This is a genomic window from Paraburkholderia sp. MM5496-R1 (genome assembly GCF_050436205.1).
Classification (GTDB): Bacteria; Pseudomonadota; Gammaproteobacteria; order Burkholderiales; family Burkholderiaceae; genus Paraburkholderia; species Paraburkholderia tuberum.
Window position 1 is genome coordinate 1355049 of sequence record NZ_JBNDLT010000001.1, and the last position, 18564, is coordinate 1373612.

The 18564-nt window shown below is 58.9% G+C and carries 16 protein-coding genes and 2 pseudogenes; 11 read left to right on the forward strand and 7 right to left on the reverse strand.

Annotated elements, in window-relative coordinates; translation table 11 throughout:
• Positions 1–97: 97 nt before the first annotated feature.
• From OKW38_RS06535 to nirD, 8 genes are read left to right on the forward strand one after another with little or no spacing between them, the layout of a single operon-like run.
• Positions 98–601, forward strand: coding sequence for an SUF system Fe-S cluster assembly regulator (locus OKW38_RS06535; RefSeq protein ID WP_429360576.1), 504 nt, complete (start codon positions 98–100; stop codon positions 599–601).
• Positions 598–2046: a Fe-S cluster assembly protein SufB gene (sufB, locus tag OKW38_RS06540; protein WP_429360578.1), complete on the forward strand. Its 1449-nt coding sequence runs from the start codon at positions 598–600 to the stop codon at positions 2044–2046. Before OKW38_RS06535 ends, sufB begins: the two co-directional genes overlap by 4 nt.
• 29 nt (positions 2047–2075) lie before the next feature.
• Entirely contained in the window at positions 2076–2867 is a 792-nt protein-coding gene (sufC, locus tag OKW38_RS06545; RefSeq protein ID WP_090811487.1) for a Fe-S cluster assembly ATPase SufC, read from the forward strand.
• Positions 2864–4186: a Fe-S cluster assembly protein SufD gene (gene sufD / locus OKW38_RS06550; protein WP_429360579.1), complete on the forward strand. Its 1323-nt coding sequence runs from the start codon at positions 2864–2866 to the stop codon at positions 4184–4186. The genes sufC and sufD overlap by 4 nt, the downstream gene beginning before the upstream one ends.
• The gene (locus OKW38_RS06555) at positions 4183–5436 is read left to right on the forward strand and encodes a cysteine desulfurase (RefSeq protein WP_090811483.1); all 1254 of its coding nucleotides are present in this window, start codon (positions 4183–4185) and stop codon (positions 5434–5436) included. Before sufD ends, OKW38_RS06555 begins: the two co-directional genes overlap by 4 nt.
• A complete protein-coding gene (sufU, locus tag OKW38_RS06560; RefSeq protein ID WP_429360580.1) occupies positions 5433–5888 on the forward strand; it encodes a Fe-S cluster assembly sulfur transfer protein SufU in 456 nt (151 codons plus the stop codon). The genes OKW38_RS06555 and sufU overlap by 4 nt, the downstream gene beginning before the upstream one ends.
• An 8-nt stretch (positions 5889–5896) precedes the next feature.
• On the forward strand, positions 5897–6265 hold the full coding sequence (locus OKW38_RS06565; RefSeq protein WP_090811480.1) for an SUF system Fe-S cluster assembly protein: 369 nt from the start codon (positions 5897–5899) through the stop codon (positions 6263–6265).
• A gap of 1 nt (position 6266) precedes the next feature.
• On the forward strand, positions 6267–6587 hold the full coding sequence (gene nirD, locus OKW38_RS06570) for a nitrite reductase small subunit NirD (protein ID WP_090811477.1): 321 nt from the start codon (positions 6267–6269) through the stop codon (positions 6585–6587).
• Between the two features lie 100 nt (positions 6588–6687).
• On the opposite strand, the pseudogene OKW38_RS06575 reads toward nirD, so the two are convergent.
• The 7 genes and pseudogenes from OKW38_RS06575 to OKW38_RS06605 all read right to left on the reverse strand — a co-directional run.
• Positions 6688–7204, reverse strand: a pseudogene (locus OKW38_RS06575) (IS66 family transposase); the annotation flags it as partial.
• A gap of 215 nt (positions 7205–7419) precedes the next feature.
• Positions 7420–7689, reverse strand: a pseudogene (locus OKW38_RS06580) (DDE-type integrase/transposase/recombinase); the annotation flags it as partial.
• 112 nt (positions 7690–7801) lie between these two features.
• On the reverse strand, positions 7802–8143 hold the full coding sequence (locus tag OKW38_RS06585; RefSeq protein ID WP_429360581.1) for a hypothetical protein: 342 nt from the start codon (positions 8141–8143) through the stop codon (positions 7802–7804).
• A 3-nt stretch (positions 8144–8146) separates the two neighbouring features.
• Positions 8147–8944 (reverse strand): alpha/beta hydrolase, encoded by a 798-nt coding sequence (locus OKW38_RS06590; protein ID WP_429360583.1) that lies wholly within the window; start codon positions 8942–8944, stop codon positions 8147–8149.
• Positions 8945–9699: 755 nt separating this feature from the next.
• Positions 9700–10008, reverse strand: coding sequence for a hypothetical protein (locus tag OKW38_RS06595; RefSeq protein WP_429332392.1), 309 nt, complete (start codon positions 10006–10008; stop codon positions 9700–9702).
• A gap of 196 nt (positions 10009–10204) precedes the next feature.
• Positions 10205–10423 (reverse strand): hypothetical protein, encoded by a 219-nt coding sequence (locus OKW38_RS06600; protein WP_090811471.1) that lies wholly within the window; start codon positions 10421–10423, stop codon positions 10205–10207.
• A gap of 807 nt (positions 10424–11230) precedes the next feature.
• Positions 11231–12292, reverse strand: a complete 1062-nt coding sequence (locus OKW38_RS06605; RefSeq protein ID WP_429359779.1) for an IS110 family transposase — start codon at positions 12290–12292, stop codon at positions 11231–11233.
• A 1174-nt stretch (positions 12293–13466) separates the two neighbouring features.
• Here OKW38_RS06605 and cphA point away from each other — a divergent pair.
• The 3 genes from cphA to OKW38_RS06620 all read left to right on the forward strand — a co-directional run bounded on the left by cphA (position 13467) and on the right by OKW38_RS06620 (position 18537).
• Positions 13467–16265, forward strand: a complete 2799-nt coding sequence (cphA, locus tag OKW38_RS06610) for a cyanophycin synthetase (RefSeq protein ID WP_429360584.1) — start codon at positions 13467–13469, stop codon at positions 16263–16265.
• Between the two features lie 80 nt (positions 16266–16345).
• Positions 16346–16693, forward strand: a complete 348-nt coding sequence (locus OKW38_RS06615) for a hypothetical protein (RefSeq protein WP_429332390.1) — start codon at positions 16346–16348, stop codon at positions 16691–16693.
• Positions 16694–16842: 149 nt separating this feature from the next.
• Positions 16843–18537, forward strand: a complete 1695-nt coding sequence (locus OKW38_RS06620) for a transglutaminase domain-containing protein (protein ID WP_429360586.1) — start codon at positions 16843–16845, stop codon at positions 18535–18537.
• Positions 18538–18564 lie beyond the last annotated feature (27 nt).

Genomic DNA, 18564 nt, shown 5'->3' on the forward strand with positions numbered 1-18564 from the left:
TCCCCACACAGGACAGTGTCGCTCACTCCAAACGTGCGGTTTTCGTTTCGATGTAATCTGGACCAAAAGGGTCCTGATTAAAACGGGAGATGTTCCGATGTTGCGCATGAGCAAACTTGCCGATTACGGCACGGTGATCATGACTGCGATGGCGCGCGATCCCGATGCCGTCCACAGCGCAAGCAGTATTGCTGCGGCGACCGGCGTCGCGGGGCCTACGGTGTCAAAGGTGCTGAAAGTCCTGACGCGCGGTGGTGTCGTGGAGTCGCTGCGCGGCACAAACGGTGGCTACCTGCTGCCGCGGCCGCCAGCGCGGATCACGCTGGCGGAGGTGATCGCCGTCGTCGACGGCCCGATCGGGATGACCGAATGCAGCACTACGCCAGGCCTGTGTATCCAGGAGGCGGCGTGCGCGGTGCGAGCCAACTGGCAGAAGGTCAATCGCCTGATTTACGAAGCGTTGCAGCAGGTCACGCTGGCGGACATGGCGGGCCCCACCTTGCGCGCAGTCGATATCAGCGCGATCCGCGCGCGTAGTATCTCCACCCATCGCGCGGGCGCGACGCCTGCGCGCAAGTCGATTGACGGAGGCCACGCATGAGCGCATCCACAACCGGTTTCGATGAACTGATCAGCCGCGAATACCAGCACGGTTTCGTGACTGATCTGCAGGCCGATGCGCTTCCGCGCGGGCTGAGCGAGGATGTGGTCCGGCTCATTTCGGTGAAGAAAGACGAGCCGGCGTTCATGCTCGAATGGCGACTCGCGGCTTATCGCCACTGGCTCACGATGACCGAGCCGCATTGGGCGACGGTCGAACACCCGGCGATCGATTACCAGAACATAATCTATTATTCCGCGCCGATGACGCAGAAGAATCGTCCGAAGAGTCTCGATGAAGTCGATCCGGAACTGCTGCGTACCTACGAAAAGCTGGGTGTGCCGCTGAGGGAGCGCGAACTGCTGGCGGGCGTAGCGGTGGATGCGGTATTCGACAGCGTGTCGGTAGCGACTACGTTCCGCGAAAAGCTGGCGGAACTCGGCATTGTGTTCTGTTCATTCTCGGATGCCATACAGCATCATCCTGATTTGGTGCGAAAGTATCTCGGCTCGGTCGTGCCGCACACCGATAATTTCTTCGCCGCGCTTAATTCCGCCGTGTTCAGCGATGGCTCGTTCTGCTATATCCCGCCGGACGTGCGCTGCCCGATGGAACTGTCGACCTACTTTCGTATCAACGCCCAGAACACCGGGCAGTTCGAGCGCACGCTGATCGTCGCGGACAAAGGCGCGTACGTGAGCTATCTGGAAGGCTGCACCGCGCCGATGCGCGACGAAAACCAGCTGCATGCCGCTGTGGTTGAGCTGGTTGCGCTGGAAGGGGCGCAGATCCGCTATTCGACCGTGCAGAACTGGTATCCGGGCGATGCGTCGGGCAAGGGCGGCATCTACAACTTCGTGACCAAACGTGGCGACTGCCGCGAGGCCAATTCGAAGATTTCATGGACTCAGGTGGAAACCGGTTCGGCGATTACGTGGAAGTATCCGAGCGTGATCCTGCAGGGCGATAACTCGGTCGGTGAATTCTATTCGGTGGCACTGACCAACCACTATCAACAGGCCGATACCGGGACGAAGATGGTTCACCTCGGCCGCAATACGCGCAGCACGATTCTGTCGAAAGGCATTTCCGCGGGCCGCGGAAAGAACGCGTATCGCGGCCTCGTGAAGGTCGGCCGTGCGGCGGAAGGCGCGCGCAACTACACGCAGTGCGATTCGCTTTTGCTCGGAAACCGTTGCAACGCTCACACATTCCCCTACATCGAGGTCAAGAACCCGACCGCGAAGGTCGAACACGAAGCATCGACATCACGCATCGGCGAAGACCAGTTGTTCTATTGCCGGCAGCGTGGGCTGTCGCCGGAAGATGCGGTGTCGATGATCGTGAACGGCTTCTGCAAGGAGGTCTTCAAGGAGCTGCCGATGGAGTTTGCAGTCGAGGCACAAAAGCTGCTCGGCGTCAGCCTGGAAGGCGCCGTGGGATAACCCACAGCGATTCGCGAGGGATTCGGACCATGCTTGAAATCAGCAATCTGCAGGTCGAAGTCGACGGCAAGAAAATTCTGCGTGGCATCGATCTGGATGTAAGGGCCGGCGAAGTGCACGCGATCATGGGTCCGAACGGCTCGGGCAAGAGCACGCTTGCCCAGGTGCTGGCCGGGCGCGAGGACTTTGCTGTCACGGGCGGCGAGGTCTCGTATCTCGGTCGCGACCTGCTGGCGCTCGCACCCGAGGAGCGCGCACACCAAGGACTGTTTCTCGCGTTCCAGTATCCCGTCGAGATACCCGGCGTGAGCAACGTTTATCTGCTGAAGGCGGCGCTGAATGCGCAGCGGCGGTATCGTGGCGAGCCGGAGTTCGATGCGATGGAGTTTCTGCAACGGGTCAAGGAGAAGATGACGCTGATGCGGATGGACGAGAGTCTGCTGTATCGCGCCGTGAACGAAGGGTTTTCCGGCGGAGAGAAGAAACGCAACGAGATTCTGCAGATGGTCGTGCTGGAGCCCCGGCTCGCCATTCTCGACGAGACGGATTCCGGACTCGACATCGACGCGTTGCAGATTGTCGCGCAGGGCGTCAACAGCATGCGCAGTCCAGAACGGGCGATCGTGCTCGTGACGCACTATCAGCGGCTATTGGACTACGTCGTGCCGGATCGCGTGCATGTGCTGGCGAATGGCCGGATCGTGAAGTCGGGGTCCCGTGAACTGGCGCTGGAGCTGGAGCGTAAAGGCTATGGTTGGATCGACGATGAAGCGGTGCAACCAGAAAATACAGCAAGCGAGGAAAGTGCGGGGCATCCATGAAAAACGAATCTCTCGACTATTTCCATCAGTTTGGGCAACTCGCGAAGACGTTGCCCGGCGTTGAGTTTCCATGGCTGCGTGCTGCGCGCCGAAGCGCGTTCGACCAGTTCGACGCGCTGGGTTTGCCGACCACGCGGCACGAGGACTGGAAATACACGAACGTGTCGGCGATTGGCAAGCGTCCCTGGCATTTCAAGGCACAACGCACGGACGATAGCGACGTGCGGCACGTCATCGATGAACTCAAGCTGGACCCTGCCGCGCATCGACTGGTCTTTGTCAACGGTAGGCATGTGCCGCGGCCGTCGAAACTGAATGGTTTGCCACACGGGGTATTTGTGGGCTCGCTCACCCGAGCGTTGAGAGAAATGCCACAACAACTGGAATCGGCATTCGCCTCGCAGGCGTATTCAGATGGCTTTGCCGCGCTAAATACGGCGTTTATGACGGACGGGTTTGCCATCGTGCTGCCGCCTGGCGAGGTCATCGATCAACCGCTGCAGATCCTGTTCCTGACCGACGAAGCGGGTCTTGCGGTGCAGCCGTTCAATGTCGTGCTTGCAGGAGCACGCTCGGGCTGCACGATCGTCGAGCATTTTGTAGGGCTGAGCGGCGACGCGTACTGGACCAATGCGGTTACCCGCATCGTCGCAGACGAGCAGGCGGACGTGCAGCACTACCGGTTGCAGCAAGAGGGCCCGAAGGCTTTTCATATCGCGTCGCTCGCCGCTGCGCAGCAACGGGGCAGCTGTTTTACCTCACATGCGTTCGCGTTCGGTGCCGCGTTGTCGCGCACTGGTATCGGCACAAGCCTGAACGCCCCGAACGCGCAAGCGACGTTGAACGGTCTCTATTTCGTCGGGGGCCGGCAGCACGTCGATCACCACACGCGCATCGATCACACAGAGCCGCATGGCACGAGTCGCGAACATTACAGCGGGGTGCTCGACGGCGCAGCGCGCGGCGTGTTCAACGGGCGCGTCATCGTGCATCGCGATGCACAGCAAACGGACACGCATCAGGCGAATCACAACCTGCTGCTGTCACGCGATGCGGAAATCGACACGAAGCCGCAACTCGAGATCTACGCCGACGACGTGAAATGCACACACGGCGCGACGGTCGGTCAACTGGACGACAACCAGCTGTTCTATTTACGTGCACGAGGTGTCGAAGAGCGCATGGCACGGGCGCTACTGACATACGCATTTGCGCGCGACATTGTCGAAGGTGTGCGCATCGATTCGCTGCGTGGCCGGCTCGAAAAACTGCTGTTCGCGCGCACCCCGGAAGGCGAGCGCATCAGGGAGTTGCTATGAAGCCGATCGAACAGATGCAGACGCCCGATCCGCGCAATGTCGAGCACTGGCGAGCCGATTTTCCGATTCTGGGCGAGCGCGTGCATGGCCGTCCATTGGTCTATCTCGACAATGGCGCCACGACGCAAAAGCCTGCCTCGGTCATCTACGCGGAAAACGCTTACTACCGGCATAGCAACGCCAATGTGCACCGCGGCGTGCATCTGCTGTCTCAGCGCGCGACCGATTCATTCGAGGCCGCACGCGCGAAGATTGCACGCTTCATCAATGCGCAGCGTCCGGAGGAGATCGTGTTCGTGCGTGGCACGACCGAAGCGATCAATCTCGTCGCCCAGAGTTATGCTCGCCCGCGGATCAAGCCCGGCGACGAAATCCTGATTAGCGCGATGGAGCACCATTCGAACATTGTGCCGTGGCAGCTCGTCTGCGAGCAGACGGGCGCGGCGCTGAAAGTCGTGCCGATCGACGATACGGGCGCACTCGATGCCGGCGCGTACGAGCGCTTGTTAAGCGAACGTACGCGGCTGGTCGCGATGACGCACTTGGCCAACGCGCTCGGCAGCATCAATCCGGTGGAGCGCATCGTTGCAGCGGCACACGCGCGGGGCGTGCCGGTGCTGCTGGATGGTGCACAGGCAATCACGCATCTGCCGGTCGACGTCCGCGCGATAGATTGCGATTTCTACGCGTTGTCCGGGCATAAGGTGTACGGACCGACCGGCATTGGCGTGCTATACGCCAAGGCCGCACTGCTTGAAGCGATGCCGCCATGGCAGGGCGGCGGCGACATGATCCGATCGGTAACGTTCGAGAAAACGGAATACAACGCGATTCCGTGGAAGTTCGAAGCGGGTACGCCGAACATTGCCGGCGCGATTGCGCTGGGCGCGGCGCTCGACTATGTCGACAGCATCGGCATGGAAGTCATCGCCGCGCACGAGAACGAACTGCTCGCCTATGCGACGGCCGCCCTGCGGGTGATACCGGGCTTGCGTTTTATCGGTAGCGCACGCGACAAGGCAGGCATTTTGTCGTTCGTGCTCGACGGCGTGCATGCCCATGATGTCGGCACGATTCTCGATCATCACGGCATCGCGGTGCGTGCGGGCCATCATTGCGCGATGCCGGTGATGCAGCGCTTCGGCGTACCGGCGACCGTGCGCGCGTCGCTCGCCCTCTACAACACGCACCAGGATATCGATGCGCTGATCGAAGGTCTCGGAAAGGTCAGGGAGATATTCGGAAAATGAGCGATCTGCGCGATCTGTATCAGGAAGTCATCTTCGACCACTACCGGCGGCCGCGTAACTGTCATGGACTGTCCGGCGCCAATCACACGGCTGAGGGCTATAACCCGCTGTGCGGCGACCGGATTACGCTTTATCTGCGAATCGAGGACGGCATCGTCAAAGAAGCGAGTTTCGAAGGCGCGGGCTGTGCAATTGCGACAGCATCAGCGTCGCTGATGACCGAGGCGCTGAAAGGCAAAACGGAAGCAGAGGCCGAAGCGCTGTTCGGGCGCTTTCACGACATGGTGACAACACCCGCTGCAGGGCAGGCGACAGCCGCGCCGGAGATGGGCAAGCTGGCGGTGCTGTCCGGTGTACGTGAATTTCCCGAGCGTGTGAAGTGCGCGACGCTGGCCTGGCATACGCTCCACGCCGCGCTGCACGACGGGCATCGCCCCGTTTCGACAGAGTGAGGCAGACGATGAGCACATTCGACTGGCTGAAGCGTGCTGAGGCCGCACAACCCGGGAGTGGCACGACAACAGAAGGTCTTGAAGAACGCGTGATCGATGCACTGCGCACCGTGTTCGACCCGGAGATTCCGGTCAACATCTACGATCTGGGGCTTGTTTATGGTCTTGACGTGGACGAAGCCGAAGGCCGCGTTGGGATCCGCATGACGCTGACCGCGCCCGGCTGCCCGGTCGCGCAGACCTTCCCGGCGACGGTGGAGGATGCGGTGTTCTCGGCGAGCGGAGTGAACGACGTGCACGTTGAACTGGTGTGGGATCCGCCGTGGTCGAGAGACCGGATGTCGGATGCGGCGCGCCTGCAATTGGGGATGCTTTGACATGTCCGACTGGGTCGATGTCGCTGCGATCGGGGACTTTCCGGCCGGGTCTGTTCGCAGCGTCGAGGTCGATGGCGCGCAGGTTGCTGTGTTCAACGTCGACGGCACCTGTTACGCAATCGAGGATGTCTGCCCGCACGACGGCGGCATCCTGACTGGCGGTGTGGTGGAAGGCGACGTGGTCGTCTGTCCGCGCCACGGTGCACGATTTTGCATCAGGACCGGAAAGGTGCTGGCGCCGCCGGCATATGAGGATGTGGTGGCGTTTCCGGTGCGGATCGAGGCGGGCGTCGTTCAGGTGCGTGACGAGCGGTGGGATTGAGGTGCGCTGTCGACCGGCTCTCGTTCTCAGTAAGCGGCTCAGCTGGGCCGTTCGTCCATTCGCGCGCGCGTGAGGCATGATGGCGAACTGGAGCTGGCGGTCAGGTGGCGCGATTCGGCGGACTGGCTCGCGTGTGCAGTTTGTTGGCTACACACCAAGGCAGGAGCTCGTCGCGATGCAATTGATTTTGTGGTCGGCGCGATGTGGGTTAGCACGTAGTCCTAGGTAGGCGCGCGGATCGATGTCATTCAGTGCGCAAGTTCCGATCAGTGCGTACATCGCGGCTGCCCGTTCGCCGCGATGTTGTTGTCGATCTCGAGCGTACCGTCTTCGCAATACAGCGTCGGTGCGCTCCACTGGTTCAGCGAGTAGTTGATTGCCCTGGCTGCATCGGACTTTGACGAAAGCGTTTCGAGCTTTGCCCTGAGCCACGCTTCGTAGATTTGAAGCAGTGGCCTGGCTCTCTCCTGCCGTATTCGCAGCCGTTCGGCCGCTGGCTTGCCGCGAATGGAGGCCTCGATGTCATAGAGCCCGCCAATATATTCGAGCGCCTTTTGTGTTGTGTCGGACGGCGTGCGCACGTGGATGTCGTAGAACTTTCTTCTCGCGTGGGCATGTTGTCGGGAAATGTCCATCGCGGCCGAATAAGCGCGATCGAAGCCCGGGGTCGTGTGATCGACTGCTTTTCCTGCAGCGGTTATGTACAAGACCTTCTTGAAGTTTCCCCAGGTTCATTTCGCCGAGGAGCGTTTCGACGTCATCGGACAATGAGGGTTCGTAAAGCCCACAGATCATTCGCGGCTCATCAGTTTCCTCACGGCTAGACAGGTAGGTCCTGTTCAATCAGGTTATTGAGATATTTCGAGGATCGAACCTTCATCTCACGCACCGCGCGTTGTGGGGCGGCATAGCCATCCAGTGAGATGGTCTTCGGCGGCTTGCCCTGATGTTTGAGAGCTTTCCTGAAAAAGGCTTTGGCCGCCTTCACGTCGCGCTTTGCACGTAGCATGAAGTCAACTGTCTGGCCGGCCCGATTCACCGCCCGGCAGACCTACACCCACCTGCCGCGGATCTTCAGCTACGTTTCATCGACACGCCACGACGGCTCTCTATTCGTTCAGCAGGACACTCTAACCGATTCGCTTGCGCCGTTTTCACCATGTATGGACGACTCCCTAGGGTTACGGCTCCGCAGAATCGTCATGCTGTGATGGTCACCGCCCTGTCATTATCCGGAGGATTTTCTGCACGATGCGCTCATGCTGCTCCAGCGCCTCATCGAGCGTACTTGCTCCGTAGCTCCTGTTGTCTTGCGCCTGCATTCCGGCGACGCGCGTCACGAACAGCAAAGCCTCCCCGGTTTTCGGTTTGGACACACCACGGAAGCGGGTCGTGACTGTTACACCGTAGTCGTCCAGCAGTGTGCGGCGGAAGATCAGTTCGTTTTCCGTCATCCAGCGCGACCACGCGCCGTGGTCGAACACCTCGACAGGCCTGTTCTTCGCATCGAGAACATAGATGCGCTCCGAGCCAAACGAGACCGGTGGCGTCTTCATATTTCAATGCAAAGGCGTGAGAAGGAAGTCGGTCGCCTCCCGCCACCAGGTTTCGTCGACGTGGCCAATCCAGTCGTTATGGTCAGCCGCTTTCACCACCACGAGTTTTCTCGGTACGGACAGCGAGTTGTAAAGCGCCTCGCCGTAGCGCGTAGGGACGATGCTGTCGCGTTCCGCAACCACGACGAGAATCGGGCGGTCGAACGACGCCAGATGGGTCACGCTGTCGTACTGGTCGCGCAGCAGCCACTTCACGGGCAGCCACGGATAGTGGTAAGCGGCAACGTGCTCGAGCCGATCCCATGGCGTGATCATCATTAAACCGGCGATCTTGTCGTGTTCACGCGAGCCGGCTGCGGCCACGACGCCGCCCCCAAGCGATTCGCCGATGAGCAGGAGCGGCGCTCCAAAGAGGCGATGTGCGAGCGCGATGGTCTGTTGAGCATCGTCGACAAAACTCGCTTCGCCTAACGCCCCGGCGCGCGGCCCGTAGCCTGGATATTCGGCGAGAATCACGCGCAGCCCGAGCCGGGTGAGCGCCGCGGCATAGAATGAGCGGTGGCCGGCATGCCCCGCGTTGCCATGAAAGACGATGACCGTGGCGCGCGCGGACCCGGCCGGCTCCGCCACGAGGCCCCTGAACGCCTCAGGTGTCGGCCAGGCGCGCAGTCCGCCGGAGGTGACCTCCTCGATTGCGGCCTTCTGAGGGAAGTAGAGAAAACGATCCTGCAAGATGGCGACTCCGGCTAACACGGTCATGTACGCGACGGCGAGGCCGACCATCATTCGGGTGAATTTCATCGTCTTGCGCTCGACCCACCGAACTTTTCGATAGCACACACCCAGTTTAGCGCGCGGTCGCCACCGCTCATATTCAGGCGTGTCGTCAGGATGTGGGCGTCCAAGTTATGGTACGGAGAGTATCTCCCTGCCTTGTACCCTCGATATTTTCCGAGCGACGCGACCAGGCGCGGGGTTGGTCCGTACGAAGCAGCCCAGAACAGACTGAAATCGAGCGCGACCGACGCTAGCCGTGCGAAACAATGCTACGTCCCGGCTCGTGCGCCCGCTTTTTGGCGCACCTCTCATCGGGCGAATCCGGCCCCCTTATCCTCAAAGCCGTCATCCGGATGGCTGGTTCTCCAGAAGACCTGCCTGATAACCGTCGCGTACACTTCGGCCATAGCGGTCGGTTGCCGATCGGGCAGCGTGCGGCGGCAGCAGGTCGCTTTGCTGACCTTCGCAACCCGGTGCCGATGAATGTCAGCTAAGTCATGGATGGATGAGTCTTGCCGACCCAGAGCCGACTTCCGGCATGTCGAAGCATCAATGGCTCTTTGAAGAGTGAAGCGGACTTTCGTCGCGGAAAGGCTACGGGTGGGTCATCGGCCTGAGCCGACGTTCGCCGATCAAATCGGTGCGGCTGTCGCGTATCGCTTTGCTGACTTTTACAAACTGGCGTCGGCGAATGTCAGCTCTCTCCGTCCATCAACGAGTCTTACCGACCCGTCCAGACCTTTCACAGTCCGATCGCCGACGGCCTCAAAGGTATGCCGTCAAAGGTGCGGCAAATCGTCAATGCATTTTTCGACATGATCGCCAGGGACATCCGTGTCGATCCCGGCGTGTCCGTCGGTGTGAGAGACAGACACAATTTTTGGCCCGAGATACCGTGTGCCACCAAGCGTAAAAAGGGACCAAACAACATCTCCCCGACGGATCGCGGCGACGACTTCGACCACCTCCACAATCGCCGGGGGGGACAGCCATTCACGCGTCGCCGGATCGACGGGAGCCCAACGCACATGGGTAAACCTGTCGTTCGTCGGGTTGATGCGAACGGCGTCGATAGCAAAAGTTGTCACATCTACCTCCATCATCCTGACAAAGGGATGTGTGCATTATGCGCCGCTTCTTTTGCCGGGGATCAGCAAGACCGGTCGTGAGGGCCGTTGTCAGCCCTTGCTGCACGTATCGCTCTCGCCTGACGCGTGCCCCCGAACTGGATGTCTGGTGGGTGCGGCGAATACTTCGGGACAGCCTGGACCTGGATAGTGAAGCCTAAGCGGAGTTCTCGTCGCACCACTGAATCGCCCAACGCTGCGCCGCCTCAATAGCATCCGCGTCGGAGGGATAATCGCCGAGGTCGCCCGAATACTTTACCTCGACGGCATCGCCACTCGCCGAGGCGCGCCGGTAGATCTTTGCGCGAGCGTAATAGCGGCCGCCTTCATCAAGAGGTGACGCGTCGATGTGGAATTGTTGGTAGTCGAAATGCATGGCTGTCTCCAAACGATTGCCCTAATCGTCGTCGCGTTGGACGAGGTGGACCTCGTTGTCACCGCCAAGGTCGCTCTGTCACTCTGCCAAGATGAATTGGGGCTGCGACTCTTCGGCCCAAAACGCTTTAAGAACGATATGTACATCGTAGGCAGTAACAGCAAAGCTCGCTGACCAGCGAGAGCAGGACAGCAACGAGAATTCGCATGGGAACGCTCCATCCGAATACGGGTGCGCATCGATTGCCAACGATCCGGACGTCGATGTCGACCGACCGCTCTTGGGCTACCTACCGCCGATCCGGTCGGCCTACGCCGATGAAGCAACGTCCGCCCGATGGCAATCGAATGGCCGTTTGCGGGGGCGGACCCGCCGTCTGAATGTCTGCGCGACGGAACGGACGAATGACGCTCGATGGCCGACAGTACGCGTTCACACCAACCACGGGAAAGCTGCCTATAAGGACTTCCCTTTTTTTGCAAGCTGGGGTTGATTTATCCATCCATCCTCGTCCATCCATTCGATTGCCATGTCATCGGGGTACACATTCGGCATTCAGCGGCGAGACAGACTGCACACCTATAAACGGCCTTGTTGAGCACTATCATTGCGGGTGCCCGGGCCCGGATAGTAACCGCGCAGCAGGACTCCATCCGTTGGACGGCGAATACATTTCGTGTAGCGCCTCACAGCTTTTCGAGTTCGCCCGCTGCCGGTCTGACCTGTCGCTATCCTTGCCTTTGCGTCCTGGATTACGAAGTCACGCTTTTAGGTGACGCTGCGAATTTACCTGTTCATGCTGTTGTCCTACCGTGGCTGGCCCGGTGTTGAGGGAGTGGAGACATACGAGGGATCGAAGCGCTCGCCCTTGGCCAGAATTGCCCAGAGGATGCGCGCGTGCTTGTTGGCGACAGCCACCAGCGTTCGATACCAACCCACGCGTGCCTGGAGCTGAACGATCCAGCGCGAGAGCCGGTCGGTTCGTCGATGGGCGCTCGTTACTGCCGAGCGCGCGCCTTGGAACAGCAGCGTGCGCAGATACGTGTTGCCCTGTTTGGTGATGCGGCCCAGGTGGGTCTTGCCGCCGCTGCTCTTCTGTTTGGGCACCGTGCCGATCCAGGCGGCAAATTGGCGGCCGTTTTTGAACAGGCGAGCGTCGCCGACGGTAGCCACCGTGGCCGACGCGGTGAGCGGCCCGATGCCGATGACCGCCATCACGCGCTGCGCGTTGCTGTCGTGCTTCACGTGCGTGGCGACTTGCGCGTCGCACCAGGCGATTTGCTGGTCGAGGCCCTGCAGGTGCTCCCAGCCTCGCAGCAGCGCAGTGCGCGCGACACCGTTCAGTTCGGTGGCCCCGTCCTCCAGTGCCTCGACGAAGTGGGCACGAAATGCATTGATGCCTTGCGGCAGGAACACGCCGAACTCGACCAGCTCACCGCGCAGCCGGTTGACGAGCGCGGTACGCTCCTCAACGAAACCGTCCCGCATCCGGTGCAGCAGCAGCACGTTTTGCTGCTCTGCCGTTTTGACGGCCACGAAGCGCATGTGCGGTCGGCCCGCGGCCTCGCAGATGGCCTCGGCATCGAGCCTGTCGTTTTTCACGTGTTTGCCGCCCTTGCGGTAGGGCGCGGCGAGCTGCGGCGCGATCAGCCGAACCTCGTGGCCGAGCGCGCGCAGCTTGCGCCCCCAGTAGTGGGCTGCGCTGCACGCTTCCATTGCGACCAGGCACGGCTCGAGGTTGGCAAACCATTCGAGAAACTTCTGCCGTGAAATGGCTTTCCTGACCACCACGCGTTCCATGCTGTCCACGCCGTGTACCTGGATGATGTTCTTGGCCAGATCCACGCCGATACGAGTAATCTTGTCCATGACTTTCCCCTTCCCAGATGAGTTGTCTAGCACCAACCATCCTGGCATATCGCTATGCCACGAGATCGGGAAAGTCCTTACTAATTCGTTGAGAATTCCAACGTCACCTCTGTAAAACGTTCATCGAACTGGTGCTATCGGCCAAGCAGCGTCACTCGCCCACATGATCGTTCGGCCGTTCAGACGTCCGATCCGCCCCAGCAAGCGGCCATTCCATTCGCGAGGATGAACGTTGCTTCATCGGCCATTCCGGACACTCGTGCGTGGTTGCTAATGTGCGTGGTCGCTAATCGCACTCTCTTGTCGGCTTTGCGGAACCGCCAGCCTATTCGAGCGATCGAGCGATCGGCCCGGACGAGACTCTCGGTCCCGACACGCCGAAGTGGACGATGGTGGATGATCTGACTTACGTTGTTCAGGCGAATCATCTGCCATGGAGCAACGGTGCGCGGGCAATCTGTGGTTCCTCGGTTGGGCCACGTTCGCCGTGACGCAAGGACAGTTACTCGCCGAGGTCCCTTGCTCCTGAGAGCCGATAGGCGTTCGGATTCGGCAAGATCTCAAATGTCGGGCAGAAAATTACGGAAGAGATGTTGCTTTATCTGGAAATGCCTCTATTTTTAAAGTGGCCGATCGGTCGGAGATGGTTCCGGGCATTCATCGTGCCTGGAACACCCATGAGTGCGTCTCTGTTGCGACGACTACAAAGTGGCACGCGTCTTACCTGTAATAACTCTCGACCAGTTCCAGGTTATGACGCTGGAGCGTTAGGGTGTGGGTGACCGTTTAACACATCTACCACCGGCCAGGAGCACGACGTGAAGGCACCCTGCAGCATGTCCAGTCAGGTCCTCGCGCTCATCGAGCGGACCAGGTCAGGACCAATGAGAAAGAAGGCTAGTGCTGCTCATCTCGGCAACGCGCTGTCAAGGCGGAGTCGTTTCGTGGCGACGCTGTTCTGCCATCTTGGCCGAGTCCATTCCCTGCATGAAAACGAAGCGAAGGCCCGTCGAGTCACGTTGGTGCTTGCGGCTTGCCGGACAGTGCTCGCGTGCACGATCCCCAATTTCGTCTCCCATCTACCTCACAACCGCATCAGATCAGGCCATGGCTGTAGGGACTTCGGCGGCTTTGGAGACCAATGACCTGAAACGAGACTGCAGGAGGTCATGAAATGGAAGTCAAGTCACTCATCGCTTATCAAGGACCCAATATTCATGCCCATTTCCCGGTCATTCGGTACACCATCGATCTGGGGGTGCTTGAAGAGTGGCCAACCGGGCGCCTCGGCCAAGGCTTCATCGATCGTCTCCTTGGCTATCTGCCCGGCCTTCGGGAACATGGCTGTTCCTATCAAGCCCCCGGTGGGTTCGTGCGGCGAATAGTCGAAGGCGAAGGAACGTGGCTGGGCCATGTCATGGAGCACGTAGCGATCGAACTGCAGAAGGTGGCAGGCTCGGATGTGAGTTTCGGCAAGACGCGCGCCGCTGGGCCGCGCGGGCATTACGACATAGTCTACGAATACCTGGACGAGGATGTCGGTCGGCAAGCCGGAGACCTTTCCCTGGCCCTGCTCGAGCACCTCCTTCCTGAAGACCTGAAGCTGAAGCCGGAGCGGAACTTCGATGACGCTTTCGACTTTGAACATGAACTGGATGAACTCATCCGTTATGCGCGGAGTTGCGACGTTGGACCTAGCACTGCCGCATTGGTGAGCGCCGCCATGAAGCGCGCGATTCCATGTACGCGCCTAAACCGCGGGAGCCTGATACGGCTCGGCTACGGTCGCTTCCAGAAAAGCATCAAGGCTTCGCTCACCAGCGAGACCCGTCAAATCGCAGTAGACCTGGCTTCGGACAAGGGGGAGACCAACCGGATCCTGCGTGACGCGGGCCTGCCGGTGCCGAGGCAGCGCAAGGTCTATAGCGCCCGCGACGCCGTCCATGGTGCGGAACAGATCGGCTATCCCGTTGTGATCAAGCCATTGGACTCTAATCACGGACAGGGAGTATCCGTTGAGGTTACTACCTCGGAGCAGGTGGAGCTGGCTTTTGAGAGGGCTCAGGAGTACAGCGAGGCAGTGCTCGTCGAAAGCTATATACCGGGGTCTGATTACCGCATGCTGGTCGTCAATGATCAATTGTTGGCAGTTGCCAGACGCATCCCCGCACATGTGTTGGGCGACGGCGTTCACACCATCGAGGAGTTGGTGGAAGAGGTCAACCAGGATCCACGCCGGGGTGCGGGACATGAAAACGTGCTCACCCGCGTGGAGCTCGACGGCGTGGCAGAACGCTTCCTTGCTGACAAGGGTTATGGTCCCAAGACGGTGCCTGTGGCGGGCGAGATCGTCTACTTGTGTGCCACCGCCAACCTTTCCACCGGCGGCACCGCCATCGATGTTACCGATAGGGTGCACCCGGACAACCGGGAGATGGCCGTCCGGGCCATCAGGGCCATCGGCCTGGACGTCGGGGGAGCTGATTTCATTACTACGGATATCTCCGCGCCATATCGTGAGACCGGCGGAGCCATGTGCGAGGTGAATGCTTGCCCGGGTCTACGGATGCATCTGGCGCCCACTGAAGGCACGCCCAGGGACGTTGCCGGACCCATCATCGATATGCTGTTTCCACCCGGTGCTCCCAGCACCATCCCCATTGCCAGCGTTACCGGCACCAATGGCAAGACCACCACCTCACGCATGCTCGCTCATATCATGAAGCTGGCGGGGTACACGGTGGGTTTGGGCACAACCGATGGCATCTATGTCGACGGACGGTTGACTGTGAAGGGTGACATGACCGGAGTGACGTCCGCCCGCATGATTCTTGCGGACCGTGCCGTGGATGCCGCCGTACTGGAAACGGCCCGGGGCGGCCTGCTGCGGCGGGGGCTGGGCTATCCGGAATGCAGCGTTGCGGGCTGCCTCAATGTGACCGCCGATCACCTGGGTCTGCGCGGGGTCGAAACCGTGGAGCAAATGGCGGAGGTCAAGCGCATCGTCATCGAGGTGGCGAAGGAGATGGCCGTCCTCAACGCTGACGACACCTTGTGCCTGAAGATGGCGGATCATAGCCACGCAAACCGCTTGGGCTACGTGACCATGAATGCTGGTCACCCCTTGGTAAATGAGCACGTCCAGGCGGGAGGCGTGGCGGTCGTGCTGGAGGAACAGATAAACGGCCACATGGTCTGCCTGTGGGACATCGGTCACCGTTTTCCATTGTTGTGGACTCATGTGATCCCGGCCACGGTGCAGGGACTCGCACTCCACAATGTGCAGAACGCGATGTTCGCTGCGGCCCTCGCCCACGGCCTCGGGATCGATCTCGAGAGCATCCGCCGTGGTCTACGCACCTTTGACAACACCTTCCTCCAGACCCCCGGTCGCCTGAACATCTACGATCAGCACCCCTTCAGGGTGATTTTGGACTATGCCCACAACCCCGCGGCCGTGAAAACCATGTGCGGCCTGGTAGACCGGTTGGGAGCCGAGCGTGCGAAGATCGTTTCGCTGACGGTTCCAGGCGACCGCCGTGACGAGGACATCCTGGAGATCGGCCGTATCGCGGCGGGACACTTTGAGCACTACATTTGTCACAGGGACAGTGACTCGCGTGGGCGGGATCACCTTGAAGTGCCGGAAATGCTGCGAGAGTCACTACGCAAGAATGGAGTCGGGGCAGAGCAGATCGAGGTCATAGCCGATGAGCAGACGGCGAATCAGTCGGCGCTCGAAATGGCCGGGCCTGGCGACTTGCTCCTCTTGTTGAGCGAAGACTACACCCGTGCCTGGGAGCAGATCGTGCGTTTCAGGCCGAATCCGCAAACAGGGCACGCCATTGACAGAAGGCCGATCCCGGCCAGGATCCGTCTGGACGACCTAGGCGGGTTCAAGTGGGAGAGTAGTAGCATGGAGATCATCCGTGACGAGCGCGGCGTGCGGTTGGCGCGAGAGATCGAAGACTGAATGAGTTTTCGCCGTGGTTACGACGATATGCCAGGCGGTCGCAGGCTGACCTGGTGACAGGGCTTCAGGGCGGATGACGCATGAAGTCCATCCTTCATGGAATACCTTGGAGAGTCAAAATGGATGAGAAACAGAAATTTCTTCTCTACAACGATAACGACGACACGCTGGATGCCTCCTCGAAGCGGAGGATGGCCGTCGAAATCGCCTTGGACCTGATACGTCATGAAGCAATGTGCGGGTCTTCGCGCAATTCCTTGGATTCTAATCTAAGGCACCTCTCGGACTTTGCCGATTTTATTCAAGAGGCCTTGAGAGGTGGTGAGCACGAAGACTTGAGAGGCAGTGAGCGAGAAGACCTCAGAGACAGTGAGCGAGAAAACCTCAGAGGCAGGGAGAGGGAAACGTCGAGAGGCCGGCAGCATTAGCGATCTTGGTGGCTTGTGCGCAAAAGGCGCAGCGCACACCATCAAGGAGTTCTGTTGCGGTCTCAAGCGCCGCCTCGACAAGACTTGGAGAGAATGGGTCGGGCTATGCCCGGCCCGTGCCTCATCGATCACAAGGATCCGGGGGATTTGTGGTCACCTCGATAAAGCCGCTTTTTGCAAAGAACATCACCTCTATAGATAGCAACGAGGAAGATGCGATCTTCGTCGTAGATCCGGAGCTTGGGGCTCTTGGCAAAATTGACGTTCGGACGGGATTCTTTCAAGGTGTTGTCAACTTCAGGAACTTCAACGAGTTCAAGGGGGCAGGCGCCATATTTATGCGACCGGATGGCATTATAAATTATTCGCGTTTTAATAGAATCTATGCGATCGGGATAGAAAATGGGATGGTCTATGAAGTTATGGACACCATCACAATCAATGAGGCAAAAGATGTTGTCGGTCTATATTGGAAAGAGGGTAGATATTACGTGGCTGACAGTAGCGGGATCTTGTTCATTCTGGATGGGGATCGGCCAATACGGTCAGTGGATGTGGGCAATAGAATAAACGACATTACCTTGCATGGGGATCGCCTCTTCATATTGAGTGACATTAGTCGGGCCATTTATATATACAGTCTTGACGGGACTCATTTGGCATCGCTGACGACGCCCCATGAGGGGGCGTGTGGAATAGCTTCAGTTAAAACATCAGATATAGAAAGATCTGGCATCTATATATACTACAATCAGAAAAGTTGGGACGTCTTTGATGATGCGGGCGCGAAGCCGGATGTCGACAACAGTCCAAATATAAAACTCAACCGGAACATTTCAGATGGATTTATAGAGAAACTTGATTATAAAATAATTGGGCTTGGTATGGCTGGAAATTTCGGGCTTTCGGATGGTTACGAAGTGGAATTTTCTTATGCCGAAATGCTCAAGCCTGCTTATGATATTCTGAAAAGGATCAAGGGCGTCAAGATGTGCGTCAGGTTGTCGATTCCGGTCGAGACGCGAAGGCAGAAGGTGAAATCAGTAAAAATTATTGGAGATGTTCCTGGGGTTATAAGAAGGGACGAAAGCGGCAACGAGATTGCGGAATTCGATTTCAGCGGCGTTGAGCTTGATAAAGAACGCCGTTACTTCGGCTACTGCGCCGTAATTGAACTATATGGGATAAGGTTCAAGTTGAATGCCCCGGATTCAGGCTATCCAGACGAAATTAAGACACGATTTCTTAAGAAAGAGCTCAGGTACGATATGGATAGGCAAGAGTTAAGGCGCATTGCTGAGGACCTGATTTCGGCGATCCCGAGAAAAGAGCGCGGAAATGTAGTCAAGATTGCGAAAACCGTGCGTGAATATGTTTATAGCAGATTGGCGTACCGCTACAACAACACGTATACAAGTCCCGTTGAGACCTTAAGAAGCGGCGAAGGGACTTGCGGAAAGTACATGGAGCTGTTGATAGGATTAATGAGGCTTTGCGGGGTGGCATGCAGGCCGGTCGGGGATTTCAAGGTTCCCGAGTACAAACTGAGATATGCAAGGGTCAACTCGGTCTGTGTGCCGGATTATGATCATGCGTGGGTAGAGTTCTATGTCCCCGCGGTAGGATGGGTACCTATGGAAAGCTCATCGGACAATCTGCCGGAAAGGCACGAAAGGTTTTTTGGCGCTCTGTCGTGGATCTATATAGAAAACAGCAGGACGGAAAAGATGTGCGAGATATGCAGGCCCGACTCCTGGGAAAAGGTCGGTAACGATCTGATGTATTCGGACTTTTTTGTACCTGACATTCAGATCAAGATTCTCCGGGAGGCTTCGTTGCACTAGTCGCTCCCTGACGGGATGAATGCGAAA